Source organism: Sphingobium jiangsuense (genome assembly GCF_014196495.1).
Taxonomy (GTDB): domain Bacteria; phylum Pseudomonadota; class Alphaproteobacteria; order Sphingomonadales; family Sphingomonadaceae; genus Sphingobium; species Sphingobium jiangsuense.
On the sequence record NZ_JACIDT010000024.1, the window covers coordinates 12,191 to 34,450 of the forward strand.

At 66.0% G+C, this 22,260-nt stretch carries 20 protein-coding genes and 1 CRISPR repeat array (1 of these 21 running past the window's edge); of the genes, 12 read left to right on the plus strand and 8 right to left on the minus strand.

The features are described from left to right. Window position 1: 1 nt before the first annotated feature. Both cyoB and cyoA read right to left on the minus strand, forming a co-directional pair. Window positions 2–1,999 carry a cytochrome o ubiquinol oxidase subunit I gene (gene cyoB, locus GGR43_RS20665; RefSeq protein ID WP_188073706.1) on the minus strand — a complete coding sequence of 666 codons (1,998 nt, stop codon included), beginning with the start codon at window positions 1,997–1,999 and terminating at the stop codon, window positions 2–4. 15 nt (window positions 2,000–2,014) lie between these two features. After that, complete coding sequence (gene cyoA, locus GGR43_RS20670; RefSeq protein ID WP_188073707.1) at window positions 2,015–3,265, minus strand: ubiquinol oxidase subunit II; 1,251 nt, start codon at window positions 3,263–3,265, stop codon at window positions 2,015–2,017. Between the two features lie 185 nt (window positions 3,266–3,450). Here cyoA and GGR43_RS20675 point away from each other — a divergent pair, with 185 nt between their 5' ends. The 5 genes from GGR43_RS20675 (at window position 3,451) to GGR43_RS20695 (ending at window position 7,472) form a co-directional block, all read left to right on the plus strand. After that, complete coding sequence (locus GGR43_RS20675; RefSeq protein WP_188073708.1) at window positions 3,451–4,770, plus strand: MFS transporter; 1,320 nt, start codon at window positions 3,451–3,453, stop codon at window positions 4,768–4,770. A 79-nt stretch (window positions 4,771–4,849) separates the two neighbouring features. After that, window positions 4,850–5,245 (plus strand): winged helix-turn-helix domain-containing protein, encoded by a 396-nt coding sequence (locus GGR43_RS20680; protein WP_188073709.1) that lies wholly within the window; start codon window positions 4,850–4,852, stop codon window positions 5,243–5,245. Between the two features lie 126 nt (window positions 5,246–5,371). Beyond that, window positions 5,372–6,154 carry a molybdate ABC transporter substrate-binding protein gene (modA, locus tag GGR43_RS20685; protein WP_188073710.1) on the plus strand — a complete coding sequence of 261 codons (783 nt, stop codon included), beginning with the start codon at window positions 5,372–5,374 and terminating at the stop codon, window positions 6,152–6,154. Window positions 6,155–6,160: 6 nt separating this feature from the next. After that, on the plus strand, window positions 6,161–6,859 hold the full coding sequence (modB, locus tag GGR43_RS20690; protein ID WP_188073711.1) for a molybdate ABC transporter permease subunit: 699 nt from the start codon (window positions 6,161–6,163) through the stop codon (window positions 6,857–6,859). Beyond that, window positions 6,849–7,472 carry a molybdenum ABC transporter ATP-binding protein gene (locus GGR43_RS20695; protein ID WP_188073712.1) on the plus strand — a complete coding sequence of 208 codons (624 nt, stop codon included), beginning with the start codon at window positions 6,849–6,851 and terminating at the stop codon, window positions 7,470–7,472. Before modB ends, GGR43_RS20695 begins: the two co-directional genes overlap by 11 nt. Here the strand turns inward: GGR43_RS20695 and GGR43_RS20700 are convergent, their stop codons facing one another. Next, entirely contained in the window at window positions 7,473–7,751 is a 279-nt protein-coding gene (locus GGR43_RS20700) for a hypothetical protein (protein WP_188073713.1), read from the minus strand. On the opposite strand from GGR43_RS20700, the gene GGR43_RS20705 reads away from it, so the two are divergent. After that, on the plus strand, window positions 7,717–8,493 hold the full coding sequence (locus tag GGR43_RS20705) for a TonB-dependent receptor domain-containing protein (protein WP_188073714.1): 777 nt from the start codon (window positions 7,717–7,719) through the stop codon (window positions 8,491–8,493). The two genes, GGR43_RS20700 and GGR43_RS20705, sit on opposite strands and share 35 nt — an antisense overlap. Window positions 8,494–8,538: 45 nt before the next feature. Here GGR43_RS20705 and GGR43_RS20710 read toward each other — a convergent pair whose 3' ends face one another. The 4 genes from GGR43_RS20710 to GGR43_RS20725 all read right to left on the minus strand — a co-directional run bounded on the left by GGR43_RS20710 (window position 8,539) and on the right by GGR43_RS20725 (window position 12,915). Next, the gene (locus tag GGR43_RS20710; RefSeq protein WP_188073715.1) at window positions 8,539–9,525 is read right to left on the minus strand and encodes a bile acid:sodium symporter family protein; all 987 of its coding nucleotides are present in this window, start codon (window positions 9,523–9,525) and stop codon (window positions 8,539–8,541) included. A 58-nt stretch (window positions 9,526–9,583) separates the two neighbouring features. Continuing rightward, window positions 9,584–10,813 carry an NAD(P)/FAD-dependent oxidoreductase gene (locus GGR43_RS20715; RefSeq protein WP_188073716.1) on the minus strand — a complete coding sequence of 410 codons (1,230 nt, stop codon included), beginning with the start codon at window positions 10,811–10,813 and terminating at the stop codon, window positions 9,584–9,586. A 34-nt stretch (window positions 10,814–10,847) separates the two neighbouring features. Beyond that, on the minus strand, window positions 10,848–11,165 hold the full coding sequence (locus tag GGR43_RS20720; protein WP_188073717.1) for a 2Fe-2S iron-sulfur cluster-binding protein: 318 nt from the start codon (window positions 11,163–11,165) through the stop codon (window positions 10,848–10,850). A 148-nt stretch (window positions 11,166–11,313) separates the two neighbouring features. Beyond that, a complete protein-coding gene (locus GGR43_RS20725; protein WP_188073718.1) occupies window positions 11,314–12,915 on the minus strand; it encodes a bifunctional aminoglycoside phosphotransferase/ATP-binding protein in 1,602 nt (533 codons plus the stop codon). A gap of 239 nt (window positions 12,916–13,154) precedes the next feature. On the opposite strand from GGR43_RS20725, the gene GGR43_RS20730 reads away from it, so the two are divergent. After that, window positions 13,155–13,952, plus strand: coding sequence for a universal stress protein (locus GGR43_RS20730; protein ID WP_188073719.1), 798 nt, complete (start codon window positions 13,155–13,157; stop codon window positions 13,950–13,952). A gap of 155 nt (window positions 13,953–14,107) precedes the next feature. Continuing rightward, window positions 14,108–14,539 carry a hypothetical protein gene (locus GGR43_RS20735; protein ID WP_188073720.1) on the plus strand — a complete coding sequence of 144 codons (432 nt, stop codon included), beginning with the start codon at window positions 14,108–14,110 and terminating at the stop codon, window positions 14,537–14,539. A 254-nt stretch (window positions 14,540–14,793) separates the two neighbouring features. Here the strand turns inward: GGR43_RS20735 and GGR43_RS20740 are convergent, their stop codons facing one another. After that, complete coding sequence (locus tag GGR43_RS20740) at window positions 14,794–15,399, minus strand: murein L,D-transpeptidase catalytic domain family protein (protein ID WP_188073721.1); 606 nt, start codon at window positions 15,397–15,399, stop codon at window positions 14,794–14,796. A 187-nt stretch (window positions 15,400–15,586) separates the two neighbouring features. Between GGR43_RS20740 and GGR43_RS20745 the strand changes: the two genes are divergently transcribed. The 4 genes from GGR43_RS20745 (at window position 15,587) to cas2 (ending at window position 20,838) form a co-directional block, all read left to right on the plus strand. Next, a complete protein-coding gene (locus GGR43_RS20745; protein WP_188073722.1) occupies window positions 15,587–15,964 on the plus strand; it encodes an ANTAR domain-containing protein in 378 nt (125 codons plus the stop codon). Window positions 15,965–16,238: 274 nt separating this feature from the next. Further along, window positions 16,239–19,562, plus strand: a complete 3,324-nt coding sequence (cas9, locus tag GGR43_RS20750; RefSeq protein WP_188073723.1) for a type II CRISPR RNA-guided endonuclease Cas9 — start codon at window positions 16,239–16,241, stop codon at window positions 19,560–19,562. A 17-nt stretch (window positions 19,563–19,579) separates the two neighbouring features. Beyond that, entirely contained in the window at window positions 19,580–20,503 is a 924-nt protein-coding gene (gene cas1, locus GGR43_RS20755) for a type II CRISPR-associated endonuclease Cas1 (protein WP_188073724.1), read from the plus strand. A 29-nt stretch (window positions 20,504–20,532) separates the two neighbouring features. Next, on the plus strand, window positions 20,533–20,838 hold the full coding sequence (gene cas2 / locus GGR43_RS20760; protein ID WP_281392559.1) for a CRISPR-associated endonuclease Cas2: 306 nt from the start codon (window positions 20,533–20,535) through the stop codon (window positions 20,836–20,838). Between the two features lie 72 nt (window positions 20,839–20,910). Then, window positions 20,911–22,260: a CRISPR direct-repeat array (repeat unit 36 nt; unit sequence ATCATAGCCATTCAGAGATCGCGGTCCAGCGGCAAC); it runs 1,519 nt beyond the window's last position.

Below are 22,260 nucleotides of genomic sequence, written 5' to 3' on the forward strand. Positions count from 1 at the left end.
TTCAGGCTCCCTGCGCGGCGAGGCGGATGCGCTCGGCCTCTGTGGCCGCCACTTCCTCCGCCGGGATGTGGTAGTCGCGCTTGTAGTTGAAGGTATGGACGATCGCGCTGCCGATCAGGCCGGCGAAGCTGACGGCCGCCAGCCACCAGATATGCCAGACGAGGGCGAAGCCGCATACCGTGGCGATCCCGGCGAGGACGATGCCCGCGCCCGTATTGCTCGGCATGTGGATCGGGCGGAAGCCGGTGGACGGCAGCGCCACGCCCTTGCGCTTCATCTCGTCCCACGCGTCGAGGCCGTGCACTACGGGCGTGAAGGCGAAGTTGTAGTCGGGCGGCGGCGAGGTCGTCGCCCATTCCAGCGTGCGGCCGTTCCACGGATCGCCGCCGACGCGCAGCTTGTCGCGGTTGAGGATGCTGACCGCGAACTGCACCAGCATCGCGCCGATGCCGACGGCGATGATGACCGCGCCCAGCCCGGCGATCACGAACCAGATTTGCAGGCTCGGATCGTCGAACACGCGCATCCGGCGGGTCACGCCCATCAGGCCGAGGATGTAGAGCGGCATGAAGGCGAACCAGAAGCCGACGACCCAGCACCAGAAGCTGACCTTGCCCCAGAACGGATCGAGCTTGAACCCGAACGCCTTGGGCCACCAGAAGTTGATCGCGGCGAACACGCCGAACACCACGCCGCCGATGATGACGTTATGGAAATGCGCGATCAGGAACAGCGAGTTGTGCAGCACGAAGTCGGCGGGCGGGACCGCCAGCATCACGCCGGTCATGCCGCCGATCACGAAGGTCAGCATGAAGGCGACCGTCCACATCATCGGCAGCTCGAAGCGGATGCGGCCCTTGTACATGGTGAACAGCCAGTTGAACAGCTTGGCCCCGGTCGGGATCGAGATGATCATCGTCGTGATGCCGAAGAAGCTGTTGACGCTGGCGCCCGCGCCCATGGTGAAGAAATGGTGCAGCCACACGAGGTAGGACAGGATCATGATCGCCGCCGTCGCGTAGACCATCGAGGTATAGCCGAACAGCCGCTTGCCGGAGAAGGTCGAGGTGACCTCCGAGAACACGCCGAACAGCGGCAGGATGAGGATATAGACTTCCGGATGGCCCCAGATCCAGATGAGGTTGACATACATCATCGGGCTGCCGCCGAAGTCGTTGGTGAAGAAGTTGGTCCCGACATAGCGGTCGAGCGACAGCAGCGCGAGCACCGCCGTCAGCACCGGGAAGGACGCGACGATCAGGATGTTGGAGCAGAGCGAGGTCCAGGTGAACACCGGCAGCTTCATCCAGCTCATCCCCGGCGCGCGCATCTTGACGATGGTGACGACGAGATTGATGCCGGACAGGGTCGTGCCCACGCCCGCTATCTGCAACGACCATATATAATAGTCGACGCCGACATTGGGGCTGTAGGCGAGGCTCGACACCGGCGGATAGGCGAGCCAGCCGGTCTGCGCGAATTCGCCGATGAACAGCGACGCCATCACCAGCACCGCGCCGGAGGTCGTCATCCAGAAGCTGAAATTGTTGAGGAACGGAAAGCTGACGTCGCGCGCGCCGATCTGCAACGGCACGACATAGTTCATGATCCCGGTGATGAACGGCATCGCCGCGAAGAAGATCATGATCACGCCGTGCGCGGTGAAGATCTGGTCGTAATGATGCGCGTTCAGATAGCCTTCCGAGCCGTTGAACGCCCAGGCCTGCTGAAGGCGCATCATGATCGCGTCGGCGAAGCCGCGCGTGAACATGACGAGGCCCAGGATCATGTACATGATCCCGATCTTCTTGTGGTCGACGGTGGTGAACCATTCCTTCCAGAGATAGCCCCAGAGGCGGAAATAGGTCAGCGCGCCGATCAGCGCGACGCCGCCGAGCGCGACCACCACGAAGGTGGCCCAGACGATCGGCTCGTTCGGGATGGAATCAGGCCCCAGCTTGCCCAGCAGGAAAGACCAGTGTTGCGGTTCGGAAGTCATCGGGGGTTCCCAATATCAGGAAGCGGGATTGGCCGGTGCGGCCATCGAAATGGTGGAAGGCGACATGGTGGCGGGCGAAATGGTGGCGGGTGTGATCGCGGCGGGTTTCTTCGTCACCAGCAGCGCCGCCTCGTCGGTGGTGCCGACGGAGGAGAGCTTCGCCTGCTGCTCGCGCAGGCTGTCGAGCAGCGTGGGGTCGGAGCAGAGCGCCTTCACGTAGGAGATGCTGAGCGCCTTGTCGCTGCGGTCCCTGGCGGTGAAGCTCTGCGCGCGGCCGTTCTTGTCGTAGGTCAACATCGCGACATTATGGATGCCCGCAAGGCCGAGGCCACCGCGCTTGTCGATCATCGCCATCTCGCTCATGCACATCTTGCCCGGCTGCACGCACATGTTGACCACGGCGTCGAAGAGATCGTCGGCGACGGCCGCATAGTGGCGCACCGGCTCCCTCTCGCTCGGCTGTTCGAGCTTCAGATAGACCTGGCGGTCGAGAGCGCCGTCCTTGCCCGCCTTCACCTTCGCCACCCAGGCGTCGAAATCGGCCGGCGCCACGCCCTTGAAGCCGAAGCGCATGGTGGAAAAGCCCGCGCCGCTGTAATTGGCGGAAAAGCCGACCGAGCTGTTCACCTCGTTCATCACCGCGTGCAGCTTCGTCTCCATGCCCGGCATGGTGTAGATCTGCCCCGCCATCGCCGGCACGTAGAAGCTGTTCATCATGCTGGAGGAGGTCAGGCGGAAATTGAGCGGGCGGTCCGTCGGCACCACCAGTTCGTTGACGGTGGCGATCCCCTGTTCGGGATAGATGAACAGCCATTTCCAGTTCAGCGCGACGACGTTCACCTCCAGCGGCTTGTGCGCCGCCGTCACCGGCTGACCCTTGGAGATGCGCGAGATCGGGCGATAGGGGTCGAGCATATGCGTGCCGATCCACGTCACCGCGCCCAGGCAGATGATGATCAGCAGCGGCGCGGCCCACACCACCAGTTCGATCTTCGTGCTGTGGTCCCAGTCCGGCTCATACTCCGCCTCGGTGTTCGACTGGCGGTATTTCCAGGCGAAGAACACGGTAAGCAGCATCACCGGCACGATGATGAGCAGCATCAGCCCGGTCGACACCAGCAGCAGGTTCGCTTCCTGCCGCGCGATATCCCCGGCCGGGTCCAGGACGATGGCGTCGCAGGCGCCGAGCGGCAGAATCGCCGCGGCAGCCAGAAGCCGTGGAAAAGCGCGCCTTTTTGCGCGACGACGAGAGGGGAGAGAAGACATGAGGGCGCGCCTATAGCGATGTTGCAAGTGCGAACATAGGACATTTTGTCCAAGAATCCGGCCCTCCCGCCAAAGCCCCCGCGTTTCCGCTGTTGTGCCCGGATCAATTTGGGTTATCGTGGCGTTCCAAGGAGAGAGGCGGCGCGAATTCCGTGGCCGCCGGACATAGAGAAGAGGCTGAGCTCATGACGACGACAGCAGCCACCCATCCTTTCGCCGGAGAGGAACTGCGCGAGCAGAAAATACAGCATGGCATAGATCCGGGCGATATCGCGATCGGCGTGGTAATCGGACGCACATCCGAATTTTTCGACTTTTTCGTTTACGCGATCGCATCGGTGCTGGTCTTTCCGCGCCTGATCTTTCCCTATGTCGATCCGCTGACCGGCACGCTCTATTCCTTCGCAATCTTCGCCCTCGCCTTCGTCGCGCGGCCTTTCGGCACCTTCCTGTTCATGGCGCTGGACCGCCATTACGGCCGCAGCGTGAAGCTGATGGCGGCGATGTTCCTGCTCGGCAGCTCGACCGCCGCCATCGCCTTTCTGCCCGGCTACGCCACCATCGGCCACAGCGCCGCGCTGGCGCTGATCGTGTTCCGCATCGGCCAGGGCATCGCGCTGGGCGGCGCGTGGGACGGGCTCGCCTCGCTGCTCGCGCTCAACGCGCCGAAGGAACGGCGCGGCTGGTACGCGATGATCCCGCAGCTGGGCGCGCCGCTCGGCCTGATCGTCGCGAGCCTGCTCTTCGCCTATTTCGCCGGGTCGTTGCAGCCGGAGGATTTCTTCGATTGGGGCTGGCGCTATCCCTTCTACTGCGCCTTCGCGATCAACGTGGTCGCGCTGTTCGCCCGGCTGCGCATCGTCGCGACGCCGGAATATGAGCATCTCTACGAAAGCCGCGACCTCCAGCCGACACGGATACGCGACACGATCGCGACCCACTGGCGCACCATCGTCATCGGCGCCTTCGCCCCGCTGGCCAGCTTCGCGCTGTTTCACATGGTGACGGTGTTCCCGCTGTCCTGGGTGTTCCTGTTCACGCTGGAAAGCCCCGTCCGCTTCCTGCTGATCGAGGCGGCGGCGGGCGCGGCGGGCGTGGGCGCGATCATCGCGTCGGGCATCATCGCCGACCGTATCGGCCGCCGCTCGCTGCTGGGCGTGTGCGCGGTGGGCATCGCGATCTTCAGCATCTTCGCGCCCTTCGTGCTCGACGGCGGGCCGAGCGGCGAGATGGTGTTCATGCTGTTCGGCTTCATCCTGCTGGGGCTGTCCTTCGGCCAGTCGTCCGGCGTGGTCGCCTCCGGCTTCCAGACCCATTACCGCTACACCGGGTCGGCGCTGACGAGCGATCTGGCGTGGATGTTCGGCGCGGGCTTCGCGCCGCTGGTCGCGCTGTGGCTGTCGGTGCATTTCGGCCTGCTGGCATCGGGCATCTACCTGCTGTCCGGCGCGCTCGGCACCATCGTCGCGCTGTGGCTGAACCGCGAGCTGGCGCGCCACAACTGACGCCCGCACCCCCACACCTTCGGCGGCCCGCAATCCGACCCGATTGCGGGCCGCCCCCGTTTCGGGCTAATCCCACCGCATGACCGACCCTGCCCCCAGCATCAGAATCCGCCTCCATTGCGGCGAGGAAATCGCCATGGGGCCGGGCAAGGCCGACCTGCTCGACGCGATCAGGCAGCACGGGTCCATTTCCGCCGCCGGGCGGGCGCTGGGCATGAGCTATCGCCGCACCTGGATGCTGGTCGACGTGATGAACCGCTGCTGGGACGAGCCGCTGGTGCAGACGGCGGCCGGGGGCAGCCATGGCGGCGGCGCGCGCGTGACGGACCGCGGGCGGCAGGTGCTCGCCCATTATCGCGCGCTCCAGCAGGCCGTGCGCGACGCGGCGCGGGGCGAGGACTGGACCGCGCTGCGCGGACTGATGCGCGAGCAGCCCAGGCCGGGGCAGCGGAAGGACGGCAATCCGCCGGAATGAGGCGCGCCGCCAAGGGCGGCGGGAAACCGTTCGCGGATACCGTTTCCCGTTCCACGGGACTGGCACCCCGCAGGCGAACATGATAGGCGCACGCTATATTTCCATGAACATAGGGACCATTCCCGCATGCCGCAGTTCCTCCATCGCCTCTGGCTGCTGATCGTGGCGACCGCGCTGCTGCTGCCCGCCGTCGCGCCGGGCGCCGCGCTGGCAAGGCCGCCGCTGGTGCTCGCCGCCGCGAGCCTGCGGGAATCGCTGGAAGAGGCGGCCGCCGCCTGGGCCGCGAAGGGCCATGAGCGCCCCGTCCTCTCCTTCGCGGCCTCCTCCGCCCTCGCCCGCCAGATCGACACCGGCGCGCCCGCCGACCTTTTCCTCTCCGCCGACGAGGAATGGATGGATTATGTGGAGGCACGCAAGCGGATCGTGCCGGGCACCCGCGCCTCCTTCCTCCACAACCGGCTCGTGCTGATCGCCCCGGCGGCGAGCAATGTCCGCCTCGCCATCGCGCCGCGCTTCCCGCTTTCCCGCGCGCTGGGCAATGGCAGGCTGGCGATGGCCGACCCCGCCGCCGTGCCCGCGGGCAAATATGGCAAGGCCGCGCTGGAAAGGCTGGGCGTCTGGGGAAGCGTCGAAAACAGGGTGGCGAGCGGGGAAAATGTGCGCGCGGCGCTGGCGCTGGTCGAACGGGGCGCGGCGCCGCTCGGCATCGTCTATGCGACCGACGCGATGGCCTCCGCCAAGGTGCGGGTGGTGGTCGGCGCCTTTCCGGAAAGCAGCCATCCGCCGATCAGCTATCCCGTCGCCCGCCTCGCCGCCTCGGCCAGCCCGGAGGCTGAGGGCTTCCGCCGCTTCCTGCTGTCGAGGGAAGGGCGCGCGATCTTCGTCCGCCACGGCTTTTCCAGCCGGTAAGCGCCCATGCTGACAGCTGAGGAATGGGGCATCATGCTGCTGTCGCTGAAGGTCAGCGGCGTCGCCATCGCCGGCACGCTGCCGATCGCCTTCGCGCTGGCATGGCTGCTGGCACGCGCGCGGTTTCCGGGGCGGTTCCTGCTCGACGGCCTCGTCTATCTGCCGCTGGTGCTGCCCCCGGTGGTGACCGGCTGGCTGCTGCTGCTGGCCTTCGGCCCCGAAGGCCCGGCAGGGCGCTTCCTCGACCGGACGCTGGGCATCACGCTGATGTTCCGCTGGACCGGCGCTGCGCTCGCCGCCGCGATCATGGCGCTGCCGCTGATGGTGCGGGCGATCCGCCTGTCGATAGAGGCCGTCGACCGGCGGCTGGAGGGCGCGGCGCGCACGCTGGGCGCCTCGCCCTGGCGCGCCTTCCTCACCGTCACGCTACCGCTCAGCCTGCCCGGCGTGCTGGCGGGCGCGGTGCTGGGCTTCGCCCGCTCGATCGGCGAATTCGGCGCGACCATCACCTTCGTTTCCAACATTCCCGGCGAAACCCGTACGCTGCCCCTCGCCATCTATTCCGCATTGCAGATACCCGGCAGCGAGGCGCTGGTGACGCGACTGGCGCTGATCTCCGTCGCGCTGTCGCTAGGCGCGGTGATCCTGTCGGAAGCGCTGGCGCGGCGCGGCCAGATGAACGAACGGATGGGCCATGTCCTTTGAGGTCGACATAAGCCGCCATCTGGGCGACCGCATCATCTCCGCCCATTTCACGGCGGACCGGGGCATCACCGCGCTGTTCGGCCCGTCCGGCGTAGGCAAGAGCAGCATCCTCAACATGATCGCGGGCCTGCTGCAACCCGACAGCGGACGCATCAGCGTGGGCGGCGAGGTGCTGTTCGACGCGCTGGCGGGCATCGACCTGCCGCCGGAGCGCCGCCGCCTCGGCTATGTGTTTCAGGACGGTCGCCTCTTCCCGCACAAGCGCGTGCGCGCCAACCTGCTCTACGGCCACGACCTCGCGCCGCCGCAAGAGCGCTGGATGAGCCCTGAGGAAGCCGCCGATTTCCTCGGCATCGCGCATCTGCTCGACCGCTGGCCGCGCTCGCTTTCCGGCGGCGAGGCGCAGCGCGTCGCCATCGGCCGGGCGCTGCTGTCCGCACCGCGCTTCCTGCTGATGGACGAGCCGCTCTCCTCGCTCGACCTGCCCCGGCGCGACGAGATCATGACGGTGATCGAGCGGATCGCCCGCGAACTGAAGCTGCCCATCCTCTATGTCAGCCACGACCGGCAGGAGATAGACCGGCTGGCCGACACTGTCATCACGCTGAGTTGATCAGCGCAGCCTGACCACCATCAGCGTCAGCGCGGCGTCGCCATTGCCCGAAATCTGGAGGATATGCGGCCCGGCCTGCATCTCGTAATCGACCATCTTGCGGATGCCGGAGCATTCCGGCCCATGGCCATGGGCGATCGAAGGCAGCGCCGCGCCCTTTTCGATCACGTCGATCCACGGCCCCGACCCCAGCGCGACACGATAGGTTCCGGCCTCGGCGATATCGACGCGGAACAGCCCGCCCTTGCTGACCGATCCGCCCAGCTTTTCGGGCTGCACCGCAAAGCTCAATTTCGTCATCGGCAGCAGCTGGAATGCGCAGGGCGCGCTGCGCTGGGCGCCGGACGAGGACAGCGACCTGCGCCTATCCATCTCCTCCCGCACGCGGTTCCCGACGCTGGCGGACCGGTTCAGCAGCCGGTTCGGCATGGCGATCGCCAATCCCGACCTGAAGGCCGAGCGGGCGACGCAGGTCGAGCTGGGCGGGTCGCGGCGCTATGGGCCTTTGCGGGCGGAAGGCGCGGTCTGGTATTCGCGGGTCAACGACGCGATCATGGCGATCACCATCGCGCCGTCCACCACCATCAACCGCAATCTGGGCAATGGCGATTATTACGGCGCGGAACTCAGCCTGACCGCGACGGTCAGCTCCGGCTTGTCGCTGGGCGGCAATTACAGCTGGGTGAAGCGCGAGCTGACGGATCCGTCCGTCGCGGCCTTCCGCCCGACCGGGGTGCCGACGCACAAGGCGTTCCTCTACGCCGACTGGTCGCCGCTGGCGGGCCTGCGGATCATGCCCAATGTCGATATCGCCTCCGCCCGCTGGGTCGTCACCCCGGCGGGCGCCTATTACCGCACCGGCGATTATGCGCTGGCCAATCTCAGCATCGAATATGCGTTCACCGCCGCCATCGATGTCAGCGTCGGCGGGCGCAATCTGTTCGACGTGAACCATGCGACGGCGGACGGCTACCCCGAACCCGGCCGCAGCCTGTTCCTCAGCCTGCGGGCGCGATATTGAGCGAGACGCCGGGGCGGCCGTGCTGCTGCCCCGGCCCTTGCCCTATCAAGCCCGCGCGGCGGCGCGCTCCGCAAGCTGGGGCGTGGTGCTGGCATAATGCTGGGCGATCAGCGCGCAGACGATCAGCTGGATCTGATGGAACAGCATGATCGGCAGCAGGATGAAGCCCAGATCGGCCCGCGCGAACAGGATGCTCGCCATCGGCGCACCGGTCGCGAGGCTTTTCTTCGAACCGCAGAAGAGGAGGACGATCGCGTCCTCGCGCGCCAACCCCAGCGCCCGCCCGCCGAGCCAGGTCGCCAGCAGCACCAGCGCCAAAATCATGCAGCAGACCAGCGTCACCAGCAGCAGCGCACCGGCCGACACATGATGCCACAGCCCGGCGACGACCGCCGCACCGAACGCGCTGTAGACGACCAGCAGCACCGCGCCGCGATCCACCGCCGTCACCAGCGCGCGGCGGCGCTGCACGAAATCGCCGATCCACGGCCGCAGCATATGGCCCAGCAGGAAAGGCAGCAGCATCTGCAAGCCGATTTCCTCGACATTCCGCCAGGATACGCCCGTCCCCTTGCCGCCCATGGTCAACAGCACCAGCAGCGGCGTCAGGATGATGCCCGCGAGGTTGGAGAAGGACGCGCCGCACAGCGCGGCGGCGACATTGCCGCGCGCCATCGCCGTCAGCGCGACCGAGGACATGGCGGTGGAGGGCAGCAGCGTCAGATAGAGCAGCCCGGACGCCAGCAGCGGCGGATCGAGCGGCAGCCGGACGGCGGCGAGGCCGATCAGCGGGAACAGCCCGTAGGTCGCGGCCACGATGGCGAGGTGCAGCCGCCAGTTGCTGGCCCCCGCGACAATCGCGGCGCGGGACAGCTTCGCCCCGTGGAAGAAGAACAGCGCGACGATGCCTGCCGTCGACACCGCGCCGACCACCGGCACGAAGCCGCCCCGCGCGGGCAGGACCGACGCCAGCACCACCGTCCCCACCAGCATCAGGATGAAGGGGTCGAGCAGCATCCGCAATCTGTTCATCGTCCGCCACTCTCCGCAGGCATGCCGTCCGGCCGCGCCCCGTCATCCGGATGGCCCGTCAGGCCGCAACCAGTTCCTTCAGCGGCACCGAGGCATCGGCAAGGCGCGCGGGATCGATGCGCGCGCCGTCGACGACCAGCGCCTTGCCCTGCACATAGTCCTTGACCGCATTGACGCAATCGAGCGCGATCACGCGGCCCTCGCGCAGATAGATGAGCGAGAAGGAGCGCGTCGCCGGGTCGCCGCGCAGCACCGTCTGGTCGAAGCCCGACGACAGCCCCACGGTCTGGAGGCGCAGGTCATACTGGTTGGACCAGAACCACGGCACCGCGTCATAATCGGCATCCGTGCCCATGATCGAACGGGCGACGACCTTCGCCTGGTCATTGGCGTTCTGCACCGATTCCAGGCGGATTTCCGCGCCCGCCGCATAGCGGTTGGCATGCAGCGCGCAATCGCCGATCGCGTAGACATCGGGCAGGCTGGTGCGGCACAGCGCATCCACCTCGACGCCGTTGGCACCCTTCGCGCCCGCTTCCAGCAGCGGCGCGACCGAGGGGATGATGCCGATGCCGACGATCACCATCTGCGCCGGGAGGACCGACCCGTCGGCCATGCGCACGCCGATCACCTTGCCGCCATCGCCTTCCAGCGCGTTGACGGCGGCGCCCAGCCGGACATCGACGCCATGGGCGCGATGCTCCGCCTCATAGAAGCGGGACAGCGGCTCGCCCGCGACGCGCGCCAGCACCCGGTCCAGCGCTTCGAGCAAAGTCACCTGCTTGCCGAACTTGCGCAGCACCGCCGCCGCTTCCAGCCCGATATAGCCGCCGCCGATCACCACGACCTGCTCGACGCCGTCAAGCTCTCGCATCATCTGGTCGACATGGGCGCGAGTACGCACGGAATGAACGCCGGCGAGGTCATGGCCGTCGCAGGTGAGGCGGCGCGGATCGCCGCCCGCGGCCCAGATCAGCTTGCCGTAACCGATGGACGTGCCGTCCGCGAGGGTGACCCGGTGCGCGGCCGGATCGACGGCGGTCACGCGCTGCCCCAGCAGCATGCTTATCTCGCGCTCTTCCCAGAATTTCTCCGGACGGATCAATATGCGGTCGAACGTCTTGTCGCCCGACAGATATTCCTTGGACAGCGGCGGCCGCTCATAGGGCAATTCCGGCTCGTCGCCGACAATCGCGATGCTGCCTTCGAACTTTTCCTGCCGCAGCGCGATGGCGGCCTGTGCGCCCCCATGCCCGCCGCCGACGATCAAAACATCATAATCCGTCACGATCAAACCTCTCCCCTTTATTATTCGACGCCGATCAATCCTCCGGCGCGATGGTCAGGCGCAGGCCCTCCACATCCTCCGTCAGCACGATCTGGCAGGACAGGCGCGACGTGGCCTGACGATGCTCCGAACTGTCGAGCAGATCGTTTTCGTCCTCGCTCATCGCCGGAAGGCGATCGGCAAAGGCGGGGTCGACATAGACATGGCAGGTCGCGCAGGAACAGCAGCCGCCGCACAGCGCCAGCAATTCATCGATACCGGCATCGCGAATCGCTTCCATTGCGTTCAGGCCGGACCCGGCCTCGATCGTCTTTTCTTCCCCTTCGCGCGTCGTCACCACCAACTGAGGCATTCCCGTAATCCTTTCCTGTTTCCGCCCCTTTTTACGGCGGAAGCCCAATTTCGCGAGCCTTCCATAATGCGATCGGACCGCCGCGTCCATTGATACCCTTTCGATGAAATGCAACAATGATTTGCATTAATGAAATAACGAAAACCGGTCATTGCCGGGGCGGACCGGCTTCGGGCGCCAGCCCCAGCGCGGCCCGCGCGCGGACGGCCAGCGCGGCGCCGTCCCCGTCGGCGTCCAGCACGGTCCAGTCATCCGGCCAGTCCTCCGGCCGGTCGGGATGGCGCAGCGTCTGCGCGCGCACGACCGCCGCATCGGCATCGGATGCGTCGCCGCGCCGCCGTTCGACGCGGGCCACCCGCCCTTCTTCCGGCAGCACCAGCCAGAGGCCGTCGAACCGCACCCCCCGCCTGTCCGCCACCGCGCGGATATCCTCCCGCTCCATGGGGCTGGCGAACACCGCGTCGGCAATGACGCCGCCGCCCGCATCCAGCGCCGTCCCGGCCAGCCGCGCCAGCTCCCCATAGACCAGCGCACTCGAGTCGCGCGTATAGGCTTCCGGCGGCAGCGGGGCTTCGGGCGCCACGCCCGCCAGACGCTTGCGCAGCACGTCGCTGCGCAGGATGCGCGCGCCCGGCGGCGTGCCGATCCGGTCGCCCAGCAGGCGCGCCAACGTCGACTTGCCGGTGCCCGACAGCCCGCCAATGGCGAGAAGGCGCGGCGGCGCGCGGTCGGCCCGGTCCAGCAGGCCGAGCGCGAAATCGAGATAGGCCCGCGCGCTGGCCGCCGCCTCGTCCCGCCCCGGCCCTTCGCCTGCCTGTTCGGCCCGCGCCGCCAGCACATGGGCGCGGATCGACGCGCGCACCGCCATGAACAGCGGCAGCAGCGCCATCGCCCCCTCGTCATTCGGCGACAGGTCGAGATAGCGGTTGAGCAGCCGGTTCGCCGCCTGCGCGAGGCCCCTTTGCCACAGATCCATGAGCAGGAACGCCAGATTGTAGAGCACATCGATGGTGGCGAGGTCGGCATCGAATTCCAGACAGTCGAACGCGACCGGCCTGCCGTCCACCAGCGCGATATTGCCGAGATGGAGATCGCCATGGACATGGCGGATGCGCCCTTCCCGCCCGCGCGCATCGAGCAGGGGCGCCAGCGCATCGATCCTTTCGCGCAGCCGCCCGGTCAGGCGCCGCGCCTGCTCCTCCGGCAGGATGGCGGGATAGGCCGCCATCGCATCGGCATTGCCTTCCACCACCCGCCGCAGCCGCGCCGCGCCATCGGACAGCGGAACCGGATCCGCCAGCGCATGCAGCGCGGCGACATGGTCGGCAAGCTCGCGGATCAGCGGGTCGTCGTCCAGCCGTTCCTCATCGAACCGTCCTTGCGCGGCCTGCTCCTCCAGCAGCGCGCCGTCGGGGAAGCGCCGCATTTCGAGTAGCCAGTCCACCACCTCGCCCGCGCCGTCGAGCGCCAGCCGCCCATCGGCCGCGCGCGTCACCCGGTGCAGACCGAGATAGAGCTGCGGCGCGGTGCGGCGGTTGAGTCGCAGCTCCGCGTCCAGCGCGCTATGCCGCTTTTCCGCCGTCGAGAAATCCATATAGCCGAACCGGACCGGCTTCTTGAGCTTCCACGCCCGGTCCCCCGCCAGCAGGATCACCGCGCCATGGGTGTCGATGCGCCGCAGCTCTTCTCGACCAAACGGCCCGCCGCCCTGCAACCAGCGCAGCACATTCTCGCTCTCGTCCCTGCCCATGCGCCGATGCTGGCGCAGGTATGGGCCGAGGGCAAGCCGCCTCAGGTCCATTTTGCGCGCGCGGATCGTCATCGGCGGATCAGGAGAGGGGTTGACACAGATCAAGGGACATGGCCCTCTGCGCATCTATCATGTCGGTATGAAAGCGGAGCAACCTTCGGGGGTTATAGTCGATCTCCGCGATCCTGCCGAACGGCACACCGACTGACGTTTCTACCGCGAACGGGGAGTGTGATGCGATGAAAAATATCCTGCTGCTGGTCCATGACGATGCCGGTCAGGAGGCGCGCCTCCAGACCGCGCTGGACATCACTCGGGCGCTGGAAGGCCATTTGAGCTGCATCGACGTCGCGGTGGTGCCGCTGGTGGCGGCCGACATCAACGGCGGCGCCGAACAGGCGATGCTGCTGGAGGAGGAGCGCGACCGGGAAAGGGCCAACCGCGCGACTCTGGAGGCCCGCCTCAACCGGGAAGCGGTGTCGTGGGACTGGACCGACGTGATCGGCGGCATGGCGCAGGCGATGGTGGACGCATCCTCCCTTGCCGACATCATCATCCTCAACCGCCAGCTTGAGGAAAGCTCGTTCCTCGACATGCGCGAGATCACCAGCCGGGTGGTGATGAAATCGCGCGCGCCGGTCGCCGCCGTGCCGGAGGACCAGACGCATTTCGGCACGGACCGCGCCCTTGTCGCCTGGGACGGCAGCGAATCCTGCGCGGCGACGCTGCGCGCGTGCGTGCCCCTGCTCAAGCTGGCGAGCGACGTGCGCATCTTCACCGCCACCGAGAAATCGAACCAGCTGAGCCCGGCGGCGGCGGCGCAATATCTCTCGCGCCACGGCATCCGCGCGGAGATCGATCTGGTCGAGCGCGGATCGCGCAACGCCGACGACCTGATCGCCGAGGCGGCGGCTTCGGCGCAGGCCGACTATGTGCTGATGGGCGCCTATGGCCGGGGCCGCCTGCGCGAAACCTTCGGCGGCGTCACCAAGCGCCTGCTGAGTTCGAGCAAGCTGCCGCTGATCCTCGGCCATTGAGGCCGCAGGCCGGGCGCCCCGCCCAGCCCCGTTTCGCGATCACAGGAGAGCGGATCGGGGCGACGGGCAATATTACGTATGGATGCGGAATGCCGGAACAGGATAGGCTGGACCGGCATATGTCATGCTGATTTCACCGGACTGGAGATTCGATCATGGCTCAGGACAATAAGGGCACCATCCCCTCGGACAAGGGTGCAGCCCCGTGGACCAAATTCTTTCCCTTCCCGGCCGGGCAAAGCCTGTCGGCCGTCCCCGATTTCCAGAAGCTGCTCATGGTCGGCCCGCATATGCAGGCCGCGATGCTGAAAGCGGCGATCGACCAGCAGAAGGCGCTGTTCGGTTTCCTTCAGCAGCGATGCGACCAGGATATGAAATTCGCGCAAAAGATCGGTTCGGCGGCGAGCATCGGGGAAGTGGTGTCGGCCAGCCTCAGCTTCTGCCAGGAAGCGGCGGTGGATTATGCGGCGCAGGCGAGCCGCGCCGCCGAGATAAGCGCGCAGGGGACGATAGAGGTCGCCCATGATCTGGAGCAGGAACGGGCCGAGGTCCTTGCCCCGGTGGAACGCGCGCGGGCGGCGGCCTGATCCGCAGCGGCGGGGCATGCTCGCACCGCTCAAGACTTGGCGATTATCCATTACGAATAGGTTCGGGTGGAAGTCCGTTTTCGGTCTATTCTTGCCTTCCCCATCGCGTCATGCCAGCGAAGGCTGGCATCTCCGGAGGCGGCGCGCGACATGGCCTGAGACCCCAGCCTACGCTGGGGTGACGGATGTAGGAAGGTGGCAGCTAACCACCCCAACCCGGCCGTCAAGGCCCCTGTTCGCAAGAATATAATCGCCTAGGACTTGTCGGCGAAGAGCAGCCGCCCCTCGCCCAGCCGGTCGAGCAGCTTGTCGATCTCCCGCTCGTCCACCGCGAAGCAGCCCTCACTGCGGCCCAGCTTGCCGCGCTCGTGCGCCATGGCCGGGCTGACATACCAGGCGCCATGGACCACGATCGCGCGGGCCTCGGCATTGTTGTTGCCAGGGTCCAGCCCGACCAGACGCCGGGAGCGGCCATGCTTGCCCACATAAAGCGGGCCGGTCAGATAGGCCCCGGCGGAGGACGCAAGCGATCCCGGTTCGTTCGACAGCCTTTCCACCCAGCCGCTATGCTGCGGGTCCGACCCGCGCCCATGCGCGACCAGCATGCTTTCCACCCGCCCGCCTTCCAGATCGACAATGTCGAGGCGCGGCAGGCGTGAGGGCAGCGAGAAATCCACGATAGCGATGCGGTCGCGCCTTTTCACCACCCCGCCATGATACTCCAGCGCCGCCTTGGCGCGCGCCAGCAATCTTTCCTCCCGCGTTGCCGGGAGCATCGCCGCCCGCGCGCCGGCAACGGGCGCCAGACCGGCAGCCGCCGCGCAGATCAGCAGCGATCGTCTCGAAATCAATTTAGCCATGGACGCGATATAGAACGAATCGCCCTGAATTTCATCCCCCCTGCGACGAAAGCGGTTCGACCCGCAAACGGAGCATATCGCATATTTGCCGAGCCATACGCCGGGCGGTCCGCTATAAGGCAATCGATCCGCAGAACCCGATCGGGCCGCACCCAGTTCCTAACCACATCATGTCAGGAGAGATGCCATGGGCCACGCCCTCATCATGGAAGACAATATCATTGTCGGCCACGCCATTGAACGGCAACTGACGGAGGCGGGGTTCCAGTCCTTCGATCATGCCTGGACGGAAAGCCAGGCGGTGGAATATGCGCGGCGGCAGGCCCCTGCCCTGATCGTCATCGGCGACCGGGTGGAGCAGGGATCGGCCATCGCCGCGGCCCGCACCATCGGCCGTTCCGCGCCCGTCCCCATCCTCTTCGCCACCACCGGCATCTCCCGCCCGCTGGAGCGGCTGCCCGACGACATGGCGATCCACGGCCCCTGCCGACTCGACGAGATCGGCGGCCTGCTCGGCAGGCGCCTGTCGAACCTCCCGAATGGTGAAGCCGCGATGAGCCGGTAAGCAAAAAGGCAGCGCCGGAGCGCTGCCCTTATCTGGTGCGTACTGACACTTGTTAACTGCCAGACCGCGATCTCTGAATGAGGAGAAGATAGCCGAAGCATCAGGCCCGTCAAGACGGAAATAGTCCGGCCGCCCCATGACCCGGTGAAGAATAGCGAATTGATTTCATTTTGGCGACGATTAGGCTGGTCCCCATTATGAAGCCATGGCTGATTTGCCGCACCTGAAATGAGGTGCGGCGACATCGGCCGCGATTTCCGGGGGGAAGGACAGAATGAAGCGGGCATTGCGTTGGCGTCTGGGCGTCGATCTGGGCGCGAACTCGCTGGGTTGGGCGGCGATCCTGTTGAACGAGGCCGGCGAACCGGCGGGTTTTCTGGCGGCCGGATCACGCATCTTCAGCGACGGGCGCGATCCCAAATCCGGGGCCTCGCTTGCCGTCGACCGGCGCGACGCCCGCTCGATGAGCCGCCGCCGCGACCGCTTCAAGCAGCGGCAGCGCGCGCTGATCAAATATCTGGTGCGGGACGGGCTTTTCCCCGCCGATGAAGCCGAACGCAAGGCGCTCGCCGCGCTCGACCCCATCGAACTGCGCGCGCGAGCGCTCGACGAGGCGCTGCCGCTCGCCCATCTCGGCCGGGCGCTGTTCCATCTCAACCAGCGGCGCGGCTTCAAGTCCAACCGCAAGGCCGATCGCAAGGACGATGCCGAGAGCGGCAAGATCGCCATCGGCATCGAGCGCCTGCGCGACGCGATGCAGGAAGCGGGCGCGCGCACCTATGGCGAATGGCTCCACCTGCGCCGCAAGAGCGCCGTCAATGCCAATGCGATTCCCTCCGTCCGCACCCGGATGCGGCCGGAAAGCGGCGAGGGCGCCAAGGGCGACGGCTATGACTTCTATCCCGCCCGCGCGCTGCTGGAGGAGGAATTCGACGCCATCTGGGAGGCGCAGTCGCCCCATCATCCCGATGTGCTGACGGCGGAGGTGCATGACCGGCTGTTCGAGATCATCTTTCATCAGCGCCCCCTCAAGGCCCCGAAAATCGGCAAATGCATGCTGGTCGACGGCGAGGACCGGCTGCCCAAGATGCATCCGCTGTTCCAGCGCCGCCGCCTGCTGGAGGAAGTCAACGCGCTGATGATCGTGCGCCCCGGCGAAAAGGCCCGGCGCCTGACGCCGGAGGAGCGGGACCTGCTTGTGCTCAAGCTGAAGGACAGGGCGAAGGTCGGCTTCGACAGCTTGCGCAAGGTGCTGAAAGCCGATTCCGACTCCCGCTTCAACAAGGAAAGCGAGAACCGCACCCATCTTGCAGGCGACGAGGTCGCGGCGATCATGGGGGCGAAGACCCGCTTCGGCACCCGCTGGGCGCATCTGCCGGCCGAGGAGCAATGGGACGTCATCCAGCGCCTGAACGCCGTGGAAAGCGACGCGGATCATCGCGCCTTTCTCGATTGGCTGGCCGCGACCTACGGGCTGGAGGAGGAGCAGGCGCGCGCCGTCGCCAATGCGCACCTGCCGCAGGGCTATGGCCGGTTCGGCCTGACCGCGACCACCCGGCTGATCGAGGCGCTGACCAGCGGCAGGACACCGGAAGGGCGCACCGAAAAAGCGGCGCCGATCGAGCCGGGTCGCGTCATCGTCTATAGCGAGGCGGTCGAGCATGCGGGGCTGGGCCATCACAGCGACCGGCGTACCGGAGAGGTTTTCGAGGACGAGCAAGGCCGCCCTCAACTGCCCTATTATGGCGTGGCGCTGGAGCGGCACATCATGCCGGGCACCGGAAATGCATCCGATCCGGAGGAAATGCGCATCGGCCGCCTGACCAACCCCACCGTCCATATCGGGCTCAACCAGCTGCGCCGCGTCGTCAACCGCCTGATCCGCGCCTATGGCCCGCCCGCCGAGATCGCGATCGAGCTGGCGCGCGAACTGAAGCTGAACGACGAGCAGAAAAAGGACCTGAACCGGAAGAATGCCGAGAACCGCGCCGCCGCCGAACGCCGCGGAAAAAAGCTGGAGGAACTGGGCCAGCCCAATACGGGCGCCAATCGTGCGCTGCTGAAATTGTGGGAGGAACTGGACGAAAACGCCATCGGCAGGCAATGCGTCTATAGCGGACAGGTCATTTCGGCCGCGATGCTGTTCGACGGCCGGGCGGAGGTCGACCATATCCTGCCCTTCTCCGCCACGCTGGATGACAGCAACGCCAACAAGATCATCTGCGTGCGAGAGGCCAATCGCGACAAGGGCAATCGCTCGCCCTGCGATGCATGGGGCCATCTCGACCGCTGGCCGGAAGTCGCCGCCCGCGCCGCGCGCCTGCCGAAGAACAAAAGGTGGCGGTTCGAGCCGGATGCGATGGAACGCTTCCGCGAAGAAGGCGGCTTCCTCGCCCGCCATCTGGTCGACACCCAATATCTCGGGCGGCTGGCGCATGAATATCTGGCCGCCCTATACCCGGACCGGGGCGAAGGCAGCCGGCCGATCTGGGTGTCGCCCGGCCGCCTCACCGAGATGGCGCGGCGCAAGCTGGGGCTCAATGACCTGCTGCCCGACCATAATTTCGGCGGCGGCGCGGACCAGCCCAAGAACCGGCTGGACCACCGCCATCATGCAATCGACGCGGCCGTCGTCGCGATCATCGACCGTTCGATGCTGCAACGCATCGCCAGGGCTTCCGGCATGGAAGGCGCGGACGGGCGGGAGAAGATCGAAATCCCCCCGCCTTGGGCAGGCTTCCGCGACGATCTGCGCAAGGTCGTCAACGCCATCGTGGTCAGCCATCGCGCCGACCATGGCACGGTTTCCAAGGCGGGTCTGGACAAGGGCAAGGACCAGACGGCGGGACGGCTGCACAACGACACCGCCTATGGCCTGACCGGCGAGGTGGACGACAAGGGCAACAGCATCGTCGTGCGCCGCACGCCGCTTTCCGGCCTGAAGAAGCTGGAGCATATCGAGCAGATCCGCGATACCGACCTGAAGGCCGCGCTCTATCGCCAGGTCGAGGGACTGGAAGGCAAGGCGTTCGAAAAGGCGATCGCAGAATTTCCGAAGCTGCACTGGCACCCCTATGGCGGCGTCCGCCGCGTGCGTCGGGTCGAACCGCTGAGCGTCATTCCCATCCGCGACCGCGAAGGGCGCGCCTACAAAGGATATAAGGGCGATTCAAACTATCGCTACGATGTGTGGGAGCTGCCCGACGGCAAATGGGTGAGCGAGGTCGTTTCCATGTATGACGCGCATCAGCCGGGCTGGACCTCGAAGGTCCGCGCCAGCTGCCCGACCGCGCGCAAGGTGTTGAGCCTGCACCAGAACGACCTTGCGGCAGCGACCCCACCGGATGGAGAACGGCTATTGCTGCGTGTCGTCAAATTCGGTCAGGAGGGGCGGCTGTATCTCGCCCCGCCGGAGGAAGGCGGCTCTCTGAAGGGCCGCGATGCCGACAAGAATGATCCGTTCCGCTACATATCGCTGTTTCCCGCCAAGCAAAAAGCATGGAGACTTCGCAAGATCCGCATCGACGAACTGGGCCGCGTGCTCGACCCCGGCTTTCCGGCGCGCACCACCCGGCGCAAGACGCGCAAGGCGGCCTGAGCAGGGGACGGCGACGGATGGAGCGGATCGTCGATATCGCCACCGATGGCCGCCATCTTTCCGCCCATCGCGGTTTCCTCATCGTTTCGGAGGACCGGTCGGAGGTCGGCCGCATCCCGCTCGACGATGTGGCGGCGGTGATCGTCCATGCCCATGGCGTCACCTGGTCGACCAACCTGATCGCGGCGCTGGCCAGCCGAGGCGCGGTCATGCTGCTGTGCGGCAGCAACCATGCCCCGGTCGCCGTGTGTCTGCCGCTTGACGGCCATCATGCGCAGAACGCCCGGATGCGCGCGCAATGGGAGGCCGGAAAGCCGCTTTCCAAGCAGCTCTGGCGCCGCGTCGTGGTGGCGAAGATTCGCTGGCAAGCCGCCGTGCTGGAAGCCAATGGCGTTTCCGCCTCCGCCTTCGACCTGCTCGCCCGCCGCGTCGGGTCCGGCGACCCGGACAATGTCGAGGCGCAGGCCGCCCGCCGTTACTGGCCGCTGCTGATGGGCAGCGGCTTCCGGCGGGATCGCGACGCCGACGGCGTGAACGCGCTGCTCAATTATGGTTATACCGTGATGCGGTCGCTGTGCGCGCGGGCGGTGGTCGCCTCAGGCCTGCATCCCTCGATCGGGATCCACCATGCGAACCGGGCCAATGCCTTTGCGCTGGCCGATGATCTGATCGAGCCCTTCCGGCCGCTGGTCGATGCGCTGACCGTGCGGCTGACGGCGCGCGGCATCGACCGGGTGACGAGCGAAGCCAAGCGCGCCTTTGCCGGGCTGATCGCCCTCGACCTGCCCGGCCCCGATGGCACCACGACCCTATCCGGCGCGGCCAACCGGGCCGCCCAGACCCTCGCCCGCGCGTTCGAAACAGGGCGAGCGGCCGACATCACCCTGCCTACACCGCCTTCGGCGCTGGAACTGGCCGGGCTGGACAGCCTGATATCATGAGTGTCACCCAATTGAGCGGATACAGGCTCATGTGGATTTTCGTCATGTTCGACCTGCCCGTCACCACCAGGGAACAATCGCGCGCAGCGACCAAATTCCGCGAATTCCTGCTGGATGAGGGTTTTGAAAAAAGCCAGTTTTCGGTCTATGCTCGCTTCTGCAACGGCAAGGAGCAGTTCGAGACCTATATGCGGCGCATAGAGGCCAATCTGCCCGATCGGGGTGACATTCACATCCTCAGTTTCACGGACCGGCAATATGAAAACATCATCCGCTTCTCAGGCCAACGCCGCCGCCGGCAAAGAAAAAATCCCGACCAGCTCGCCCTGTTCTAGCGATTCGCACTATTTCCAGCGCGATGGATGGAGCGTTTTTTCATTGTTTCTCAATGAGATGACACTCCATCCATCATAGCCATTCAGAGATCGCGGTCCAGCGGCAACTGGCGAGGTTCCTGCTGGACCGTGGCGAGAATCATAGCCATTCAGAGATCGCGGTCCAGCGGCAACCCGCCGCAGATTGACCCACGCCCTCTTCATATCATAGCCATTCAGAGATCGCGGTCCAGCGGCAACGACCCCTCAATATAGACATAATCCCCGGAGATCATAGCCATTCAGAGATCGCGGTCCAGCGGCAACAGCTCCAGCCAGCCACCGCTGTCGACGCCATCATAGCCATTCAGAGATCGCGGTCCAGCGGCAACCTTGCGCGTGACGGGGCCGACGCTTCCCCTATCATAGCCATTCAGAGATCGCGGTCCAGCGGCAACGCAGAGCATATTCTTGCGTTGCCCGATGCAATCATAGCCATTCAGAGATCGCGGTCCAGCGGCAACCACGCCAAGCCCGTCGCCGATAGGCGAGAAATCATAGCCATTCAGAGATCGCGGTCCAGCGGCAACGGCGGTCAGCCCGTCGCCGATAGGCGAGAAATCATAGCCATTCAGAGATCGCGGTCCAGCGGCAACAAGAATACTGGTCAGGCGCATGAAGCGGGAATCATAGCCATTCAGAGATCGCGGTCCAGCGGCAACGAAATATTTCGCGCTCGACACCGGCCCGCTATCATAGCCATTCAGAGATCGCGGTCCAGCGGCAACCGTGGCCGAGGTCGTAGCAGTGGCAAGCGGATCATAGCCATTCAGAGATCGCGGTCCAGCGGCAACAAGCGCGCGAAGCTGCTCAAACGCTTCCATATCATAGCCATTCAGAGATCGCGGTCCAGCGGCAACAGCCACTGCGTTCAAGAAAATCGTGGATGAATCATAGCCATTCAGAGATCGCGGTCCAGCGGCAACACCTCAGGCAGGGCAGGATATTGACACTGCATCATAGCCATTCAGAGATCGCGGTCCAGCGGCAACTTGCAGCGCGAGCTTGCCGCTATCGCGGAATCATAGCCATTCAGAGATCGCGGTCCAGCGGCAACTTCCCTCCCCTTCGGGTTGCTAGCCGGGTCATCATAGCCATTCAGAGATCGCGGTCCAGCGGCAACCTTGAGCGCCGCTGATGCCTCGAACTCCTGATCATAGCCATTCAGAGATCGCGGTCCAGCGGCAACGACGCAGCGCCTGCGCCGAGGGTCCGCGCGATCATAGCCATTCAGAGATCGCGGTCCAGCGGCAACCGCCGCCATCACCTTATCCGAACCACTTGATCATAGCCATTCAGAGATCGCGGTCCAGCGGCAACCAGCTTGTGCCCGGCGAAATGCTCGACGTGATCATAGCCATTCAGAGATCGCGGTCCAGCGGC

Coding starts and splice junctions, on each gene's coding strand:
- cyoB (WP_188073706.1), bottom strand. CDS start 1,999: ATGACTTCCGAACCGCAACACTGGTCTTTCCTGCTGGGCAAGCTGGGG.
- cyoA (WP_188073707.1), bottom strand. CDS start 3,265: ATGTCTTCTCTCCCCTCTCGTCGTCGCGCAAAAAGGCGCGCTTTTCCA.
- GGR43_RS20675 (WP_188073708.1), top strand. CDS start 3,451: ATGACGACGACAGCAGCCACCCATCCTTTCGCCGGAGAGGAACTGCGC.
- GGR43_RS20680 (WP_188073709.1), top strand. CDS start 4,850: ATGACCGACCCTGCCCCCAGCATCAGAATCCGCCTCCATTGCGGCGAG.
- modA (WP_188073710.1), top strand. CDS start 5,372: ATGCCGCAGTTCCTCCATCGCCTCTGGCTGCTGATCGTGGCGACCGCG.
- modB (WP_188073711.1), top strand. CDS start 6,161: ATGCTGACAGCTGAGGAATGGGGCATCATGCTGCTGTCGCTGAAGGTC.
- GGR43_RS20695 (WP_188073712.1), top strand. CDS start 6,849: ATGTCCTTTGAGGTCGACATAAGCCGCCATCTGGGCGACCGCATCATC.
- GGR43_RS20710 (WP_188073715.1), bottom strand. CDS start 9,525: ATGAACAGATTGCGGATGCTGCTCGACCCCTTCATCCTGATGCTGGTG.
- GGR43_RS20720 (WP_188073717.1), bottom strand. CDS start 11,165: ATGCCTCAGTTGGTGGTGACGACGCGCGAAGGGGAAGAAAAGACGATC.
- GGR43_RS20725 (WP_188073718.1), bottom strand. CDS start 12,915: ATGGGCAGGGACGAGAGCGAGAATGTGCTGCGCTGGTTGCAGGGCGGC.
- GGR43_RS20730 (WP_188073719.1), top strand. CDS start 13,155: ATGAAAAATATCCTGCTGCTGGTCCATGACGATGCCGGTCAGGAGGCG.
- GGR43_RS20735 (WP_188073720.1), top strand. CDS start 14,108: ATGGCTCAGGACAATAAGGGCACCATCCCCTCGGACAAGGGTGCAGCC.
- GGR43_RS20740 (WP_188073721.1), bottom strand. CDS start 15,399: ATGGCTAAATTGATTTCGAGACGATCGCTGCTGATCTGCGCGGCGGCT.
- GGR43_RS20745 (WP_188073722.1), top strand. CDS start 15,587: ATGGGCCACGCCCTCATCATGGAAGACAATATCATTGTCGGCCACGCC.
- cas9 (WP_188073723.1), top strand. CDS start 16,239: ATGAAGCGGGCATTGCGTTGGCGTCTGGGCGTCGATCTGGGCGCGAAC.
- cas1 (WP_188073724.1), top strand. CDS start 19,580: ATGGAGCGGATCGTCGATATCGCCACCGATGGCCGCCATCTTTCCGCC.
- cas2 (WP_281392559.1), top strand. CDS start 20,533: ATGTGGATTTTCGTCATGTTCGACCTGCCCGTCACCACCAGGGAACAA.